6 protein-coding genes are annotated in these 7,457 nt (G+C 44.3%); 3 read left to right on the top strand and 3 right to left on the bottom strand.

The window, feature by feature from the left end; genetic code table 11:
* The 3 genes from BACCELL_RS05525 to BACCELL_RS05515 all read left to right on the top strand — a co-directional run.
* Positions 1–2,428 (top strand): beta-glucosidase (locus tag BACCELL_RS05525; RefSeq protein ID WP_007210617.1); only part of this gene is annotated, 2,428 nt, incomplete at its 5' end.
* Positions 2,429–2,470: 42 nt separating this feature from the next.
* The gene (locus BACCELL_RS05520) at positions 2,471–3,457 is read left to right on the top strand and encodes a family 43 glycosylhydrolase (protein WP_007210616.1); all 987 of its coding nucleotides are present in this window, start codon (positions 2,471–2,473) and stop codon (positions 3,455–3,457) included.
* 8 nt (positions 3,458–3,465) lie between these two features.
* Entirely contained in the window at positions 3,466–4,878 is a 1,413-nt protein-coding gene (locus BACCELL_RS05515; protein ID WP_007210615.1) for a glycoside hydrolase family 30 protein, read from the top strand.
* Positions 4,879–5,025: 147 nt separating this feature from the next.
* On the opposite strand, the gene proB is transcribed toward BACCELL_RS05515, so the two are convergent.
* The 3 genes from proB to murI form a co-directional block, all read right to left on the bottom strand.
* A complete protein-coding gene (gene proB, locus BACCELL_RS05510; protein ID WP_007217072.1) occupies positions 5,026–6,108 on the bottom strand; it encodes a glutamate 5-kinase in 1,083 nt (360 codons plus the stop codon).
* A gap of 46 nt (positions 6,109–6,154) precedes the next feature.
* Complete coding sequence (locus BACCELL_RS05505; protein ID WP_007210613.1) at positions 6,155–6,391, bottom strand: DUF2007-related protein; 237 nt, start codon at positions 6,389–6,391, stop codon at positions 6,155–6,157.
* Between the two features lie 86 nt (positions 6,392–6,477).
* The gene (murI, locus tag BACCELL_RS05500; protein WP_007210612.1) at positions 6,478–7,317 is read right to left on the bottom strand and encodes a glutamate racemase; all 840 of its coding nucleotides are present in this window, start codon (positions 7,315–7,317) and stop codon (positions 6,478–6,480) included.
* Positions 7,318–7,457 lie beyond the last annotated feature (140 nt).

Below are 7,457 nucleotides of genomic sequence, written 5' to 3'. Positions count from 1 at the left end.
GACGGTTGAAGAAAAAATCAGCCTGTTGCGTGCCACCTCTCCGGGAATTTCCCGTCTGGATATTCCTAAGTATTACCACGGTAACGAGGCGCTTCACGGAGTGGTTCGACCGGGACGCTTTACCGTTTTTCCGCAAGCTATCGGACTGGCGGCAACCTGGAATCCGGAGCTGCAATTGCAGGTAGCTACGGTTATTTCTGATGAGGCCCGTGCCCGTTGGAATGAATTGGATCAGGGACGGGAGCAGAAAAGCCAGTTCAGTGACTTGCTGACCTTCTGGTCTCCCACAGTGAATATGGCGCGTGACCCACGTTGGGGACGTACTCCGGAAACTTACGGAGAAGACCCTTATTTAAGTGGTATCATGGGTACTGCTTTTGTGAAAGGTCTGCAAGGCGATGATGACCGTTATCTGAAGATTGTGTCAACTCCCAAGCATTTTGCAGCCAATAATGAAGAACACAATCGCTTTGTATGTAATCCGCAGATTTCAGAAAAACAGTTACGTGAATATTACCTTCCGGCTTTTGAAGCGTGCGTGAAGGATGGTAAATCAGCTTCCATCATGTCAGCATACAATGCGCTGAATGATGTGCCTTGTACCTTGAACGCCTGGTTATTGACGAAAGTACTTCGTAAGGACTGGGGATTTAAAGGATATGTGGTTTCCGATTGCGGTGGACCTTCTTTGTTAGTGAATGCGCATAAATATGTAAAGACTAAAGAAGCAGCCGCTGCTTTATCCATAAAAGCAGGTTTGGATCTGGAATGTGGAGATGATGTATATGACCAGCCTTTGCTGAGTGCATACCGTCAATATATGGTTACGGATGCGGACATCGACTCCGCAGCCTATCGGGTGTTGAGAGCGCGTATGGAATTAGGATTGTTCGATAGTGGAGAACAGAATCCTTATACGAAAATATCTCCTGCTGTGATAGGATCGGCAGAACATCAGGAAGTGGCTTTGAATGCTGCACGTGAGTGTATTGTATTACTCAAGAATCAAAAGAAAATGTTGCCGCTTAACGCCAGGAAGGTAAAATCCATAGCAGTGGTAGGCATCAATGCGGGTAGCAGTGAGTTTGGTGATTATAGCGGATTGCCGGTAATCGCTCCGATCTCTGTATTACAAGGTATTAAAGACAGGGTAGGCGATGATGTAAAAGTGGTATACGCCCCATGGAAGTCTGCTGTAGACGGAATGGAACTTATACAGGGTGCCAGTTTTCCGGAAGGATTGAAGGCCGAGTATTTTGACAATACCAAGTTGCAGGGAACTCCGAAAGTGCGTAAAGAAGAATGGATCAACTTTGAGCCTGCCAACCAGGCACCGGATCCCTTCTTGCCTAAATCTCCTTTGTCTGTCCGTTGGACCGGAAAATTGCGTCCTACGGTTACCGGACAATATACACTTAGTTTCACATCGGATGACGGTTGTCGCCTGAGCATTGACGGTAAGATGCTGATTGATGCGTGGCCGGGACATGCTGTCCGGACTGATACCGCTACTATTTATCTGGAAGCCGGAAAAGATTATCAGTTGAAGGCTGAATATTATGATAACCGTGACTATGCTATTGCCAAACTGCAATGGCGTGTTCCACAGGTAGGAAAAGTGACGCGATTGGATTTGTATGGCGAAGCCGGAAAGGCGGTGCGTGAGTGTGAGACAGTGGTTGCCGTATTGGGCATTAATAAGTCAATAGAACGTGAAGGGCAAGACAGATATGATATTCAGCTTCCGGCGGACCAACAAGAGTTCTTGCAGGAAATCTACAAAGTAAATCCGAATATCGTAGTTGTATTGGTAGCAGGTAGCTCATTGGCCATCAACTGGATGGATGAGCATATTCCGGCTATCGTGAATGCTTGGTATCCCGGTGAAAGTGGTGGTAAAGCTGTAGCGGAAGTCTTGTTTGGTGATTATAATCCGGGTGGCCGTCTGCCGTTGACCTATTACAGAAGTCTGGATGAACTCCCTCCGTTTGATGATTATGATATAACTAAGGGACGTACTTATAAATACTTCAAAGGGGATGTTCTGTATCCTTTCGGTTATGGTTTAAGTTATACCACGTTCAAGTATTCCAACCTGCAAGTGGCAGATGGTGAAGAGGAGATAAATGTTTCTTTCCAACTGAAGAATTCAGGTAAATATGCAGGTGATGAGGTTGCTCAAGTATACGTGAAGTTGCCTGAACGGGATGAAATAATGCCTATCAAAGAGCTGAAAGGTTTTGAGCGTGTCACATTGAAGAGTGGTGAAAACAAGAAGGTGACTTTGAAATTGCGTAAAGATCTGTTGCGTTATTGGGATGAGGCGAAAGATAAGTTTGTCTGTCCTTCCGGTGATTATACGATCATGGTAGGTGCTTCTTCTGCTGATATTCGTTTACAGAAAGTGGTTTCGGTATTGCAGAAATGACAGAAACAGTGCTATTAATTACTAATATAAAACACATTACTTATGAAAAAGCATTTTTATCCTATTTTTGCATTATTCCTGGTGGGAGTTATGTTCTCTTGTCAGTCGCCTAAAAGCAATTCGACGAAAGAAGAAGCGGCGGGAATTGACAGTATGGCTCCCAATCCATTTATCACGCACATGTACACCGCCGATCCTTCGGCACATGTATGGGCGGACGGACGTTTGTATGTATATGCTTCGCATGATATAGATCCTCCGCGTGGTTGCGATTTGATGGATCGTTATCATGTGTTCTCTACGGATGATATGGTGAATTGGACAGATCATGGTGAAATTCTGAATTCGTCACAAGTGCCCTGGGGGCGCAAAGAAGGTGGATTTATGTGGGCTCCCGACTGTGCTTACAAGGATGGTACGTACTATTTCTACTTCCCGCATCCCAGTGATACGAAGTGGAATGATAGTTGGAAGATCGGTGTAGCTACCAGCAAAGAGCCGGCTGCTAATTTTACTGTGCAGGGGTATATCGAAGGAATGGACCCGTTGATCGACCCTTGTGTATTTGTGGATGATGACGGTCAGGCTTATATCTATAACGGTGGCGGCCAGATTTGTAAAGGTGGCAAACTGAAAGATAATATGGTGGAACTGGATGGAGAAATGAAGGAAATGGAAGGTCTGGAAGACTTCCACGAAGCTACATGGATTCATAAATATAATGGAAAATACTATCTCTCTTATTCCGATAATCACGATGAAAACTGGAATGACGGTGTGAAAGGTGACAACCGTATGCGCTATGCTATCAGTGATAACCCGCTCGGTCCCTGGAAATCTATGGGTATCTATATGGAGCCTACAGACAGCTATACCAATCACGGTTCTATCGTAGAATATAAAGGCCAGTGGTTTGCATTCTACCACAACAGTGCTTTATCTAATCATGACTGGTTGCGCTCTATTTGTGTAGACAAACTTTACTACAATGAAGACGGAACTATCCAGATGGTGAAACAAAGAAAATAAGATAGCTTATGAGGTTAATAAGTCTGATTTTACTGTTCCTGCTAAGTGGAACTGTTTCAGCGCAGAAGGTCGAGTGGTATACTACCACTCAGACTTCTCCGTGGGTGAAACAGAAGGTAAAGCCGGAACGTACAACTACCGGAGCAGAGATTGTGCTTGACCCGGCTCAACGCTTACAATTGATTACGGGTATAGGTGGATGCTTCAATGAAATGGGTTGGGATGCGCTGAATGCCTTGTCGGCTGAAGATCGTGAAGCTGTTCTTCAAGCTATCTTTGGCAAAGATGGAGCTTGCTTCGACTATTGTCGTCTTCCGATGGGAGCTAATGACTTTGCCATGAGTTTTTACTCTTCTGCGGATGTTGCAGGAGACTTTAATCTGGTGAATTTCAATATCGACCGTGACAGGTATATTCTGATTCCTTATATTAAAGCTGCCCGTCAGATAAATCCTGACTTGCGCATTTGGGCTTCTCCCTGGTGTCCTCCGCCTTGGATGAAGACGAATAATCATTATGCTTCTGCGGTTCGTCCGTCCGGAGAGAAAGACGTGAATGGATTGCTACCGCATGAAGCTATAGCAGAATTCAGTACCGGTTTCCGGATGGAAGAGGGGTATCTGAAAACGTATGCCGATTACTTTGCGCGTTTTATTAAAGCTTATGAAGCCGAAGGATTACCGCTGGAATGTATCCATGTTCAGAATGAGCCTTGTTCCAACCAGGTTTTTCCCAGTTGTAAATGGCGCACGGAAGATCTGACTTTCTTCCTGGGGCATTATCTGGGGCCGACTTTCGAGCGGGAGAATATCAAAACTGATATTTATTTTGGAACTATCAATACATCCAATCCGGATTATGTGCGCACTGCTTTGCGGGATGAACAGGCAGCTAAGTACATTAAGGGTGTTGGTTTCCAGTGGGATGGTAAGAAGGCTATCCCAACTATCCATCGTGAATATCCTAATCTGAACCTGATGCAAACTGAGACTGAATGTGGCAACGGAGCAAACTCATGGGATTATGCTGAATATGCATGGAACCTGATGAAGCATTATTTCAGTAATGGTATCAATTCCTATCACTATTGGAATATGATTCTTCCTACTCCGGGCATTAGTCCTTGGGGATGGAATCAGAATTCTATGGTGTCCATTGACAAGAAGCAACAAACCGTAAAGTATAATCCGGAATTTTATCTGATGAAGCATTTAGGGCATTTTGTACAGACAGGCGCTTATAGGCTGGAAACACCGTCGGATAAGAATATGCTTGCTTTCGTTAATCCGGATGGTACAATCACTGCCATCGTTGCAAATATGACTGATAATGAGGAAACAATGTGTGTAAAAGTGAGGGAACAGAAGGTAACGCTTACGTTGCCTCCCCACTCATTCCATACTGTAAGTTGGAAGTTATAGTAGCAGTACTGGTATCTCAGCTTGAAACTGAGAGTTTCACGGCATGAAACAAACGGTTTCAAGTAATGAAACTGACAGTTTCACGGCATGAAATAAAAAGAAGGTGCATTAAGAGTAATCCTAATGCACCTTCTTTCCTTTTCTTTATTACTCTATGTAGAGATAATCGTAGTGTACTACTGGTTTCTTGCCATGCTTTCCCATTGCTTCCCTAGCCTGTGTGGAATCACAGTTTGCCTTACCCACACCGATGGGCTTACCTCCGAAGTCTACAATCCGCACAATGTCATCCTTTTCAAATTCGCCGATGACGTCGATGATGCCTACAGGTAGAATGCTGACTGCCTTATCCGAAAAAAGCAATTCGGTAGCACAGTAATTGATGTGTAACTCGCCTTTGGCAAACCCCTCGCTGTGTGCAATCCATTTCTTTACACTGGATACAGGTTCGGGAGAAGGAGTGAAGCGGGTACATAGCGTACTTTCAGGGTGTTGAATCAAATCGACAAGGATATTGTCCCGCTTACCATTGGCAATGATAACTGTGATACCTTCATCAGCTACTTTACGGGCAATATTGGTTTTAGTTAGCATTCCGCCACGGCCGAAGCTGGACTTGGAGGTCTGAATGTATGAAGAAAGGTCTTTTCCCTGACCGATTTCACGGATCACTTCAGAAGCTGGATCAGCAGGAGAACCATTGTAAATTCCGTCAATATTACTGAGAATAATCAAAGCCTGTGCGTCCATCATGGAGGCTATCAGGCCGGACAACTCATCATTATCCGTAAACATCAGTTCGCTTACAGAAATCGTATCGTTTTCATTGACGATGGGAATCACTCCATTCTCTAACATCACCGTCATGCAGTTCTTTTGATTGAGATAGTGTCTGCGGGTAGCAAAATTCTCTTTCATAGTCAGCACTTGACCAACAGGAATACCATGTTCGCGAAAGAGTTCGTAATAACGGTTGATTAGTTTGGCTTGGCCTACGGCAGAGAAAAGCTGGCGCTGATCTACACTGTCCAACTTCTTGGCGGAGTGCACTTCGCTACGTCCGGAAGCTACGGCTCCGGACGACACAAGTATGACTTCTACTCCTGTCTTATGCAGTTCAGCTATCTGATCGACCAAAGCGGACATGCGTGTTACGTCCAGAGTACCGTCACGACGTGTCAGGACATTGCTGCCTACCTTTACAGCTATTCTCGAAAATTGTTGTTCCATGTGTTGTATATCGTTCTTATGTGGTTTCTGGAGGAAAGTGAAAGGATTATTCTTCGTCTTTTCCTTTATCACGTTCACGGATTATCTCCATGGCATCTTCATATGTTTCCTCGCTGACGAGAATGGTTACATCTGGTGCTATATAAGGTGCGATGGTGCTCATAAGTCCATCTTTGATAATAGTTGCTATACCATTGTTTTCGAGTAAACCCTTAACAAGTTCTGCTTCCCACGGTGATCCTTTGAACACTTCAACTGTGCGGCTATAGTCTGTTGATTTCATAATGGTAAGAATTAATAGATTTATATATTACAAATATAACAAGTATTTCGGAGAAAAGATTTGTTTTATCCTTAAATGTTTGGCGATTATAACTCTATTCGCTGCACAGTTACCGCTTCATTCAGAAAGGTAGATGCCGATTCGGTGAACTTCTCTTCTGCTTCCGTAGTGTAGTAGGTGCAATTTCCGCCTTTTGTACATTTGGCATCCATTTCCGGGTGACGCTGTAAATAATCTTTCAGACTAGTTGCTACTAACTCCCCTTGTGCTACGGTGGTAATGCCCTTGGGCATATACTTCTCTATTTTAGGTAGCAGTATTGGATAATGGGTACATCCGAGAATGACCGTATCGATTTGTTCATCTTTTGACAGAAGTTCGTTGATATATTTGCGTACAAAATAATCAGTTCCGTCTCCTTCCGCCTCATTGTTTTCTACGAGGGATACCCATAACGGACAGGCTTCACCCTCCACCTGGATATCCGGAAAAAGTTTATGTATTTCCAGCGGATAGGATTCCGACTTTATGGTTCCCGCAGTAGCCAGAATTCCTACATGGCGACTATGGGTAATATTCCCGATACATTCCACAGTAGGACGGATGACGCCCAGTACGCGACGTGCAGGATCCATTTCGGGAAGATCGTTCATTTGTATGCTGCGTAATGCCTTGGCGGACGCCGTATTGCATGCCAGGATAACGAGATGGCATCCCATTTCGAACAATCGGGTGACAGCTTGCAATGTGAACTCATACACGATTTCGAAAGAACGTGTACCATAGGGGGAACGTGCATTATCTCCCAAATAGATGTAATCGTACTGGGGCAAGGCTTCCCGTATCTTGCTCAGGATAGTCAGTCCGCCATATCCGGAGTCGAATACACCGATAGGGCCGGGGATAGTGGGTAATTTTTGCTTCATAACAGAAATACTTTGTACACAATGCAAAGATAATGCAAATCGAATGCAGAACTTTCATGCTTGCATGAAAAAAGTTATGCTGAGGTACCGCTTATCTTATTTAAAGATAGAAAAAAGGCGTGAACTGTTTGCAGTCCACG

Origin of the sequence: Bacteroides cellulosilyticus DSM 14838, from assembly GCF_000158035.1 — a bacterium.
GTDB lineage: Bacteria > Bacteroidota > Bacteroidia > Bacteroidales > Bacteroidaceae > Bacteroides > Bacteroides cellulosilyticus.
The sequence above is the reverse complement of the archived record's forward strand: the minus strand, read 5'-3'. Positions and strand labels throughout refer to the sequence as shown.

Bases quoted from the DNA above. Each gene is read 5' to 3' on its own strand.
- BACCELL_RS05520 (WP_007210616.1), top strand. From the start codon at position 2,471: ATGAAAAAGCATTTTTATCCTATTTTTGCATTATTCCTGGTGGGAGTT.
- BACCELL_RS05515 (WP_007210615.1), top strand. From the start codon at position 3,466: ATGAGGTTAATAAGTCTGATTTTACTGTTCCTGCTAAGTGGAACTGTT.
- proB (WP_007217072.1), bottom strand. From the start codon at position 6,108: ATGGAACAACAATTTTCGAGAATAGCTGTAAAGGTAGGCAGCAATGTC.
- BACCELL_RS05505 (WP_007210613.1), bottom strand. From the start codon at position 6,391: ATGAAATCAACAGACTATAGCCGCACAGTTGAAGTGTTCAAAGGATCA.
- murI (WP_007210612.1), bottom strand. From the start codon at position 7,317: ATGAAGCAAAAATTACCCACTATCCCCGGCCCTATCGGTGTATTCGAC.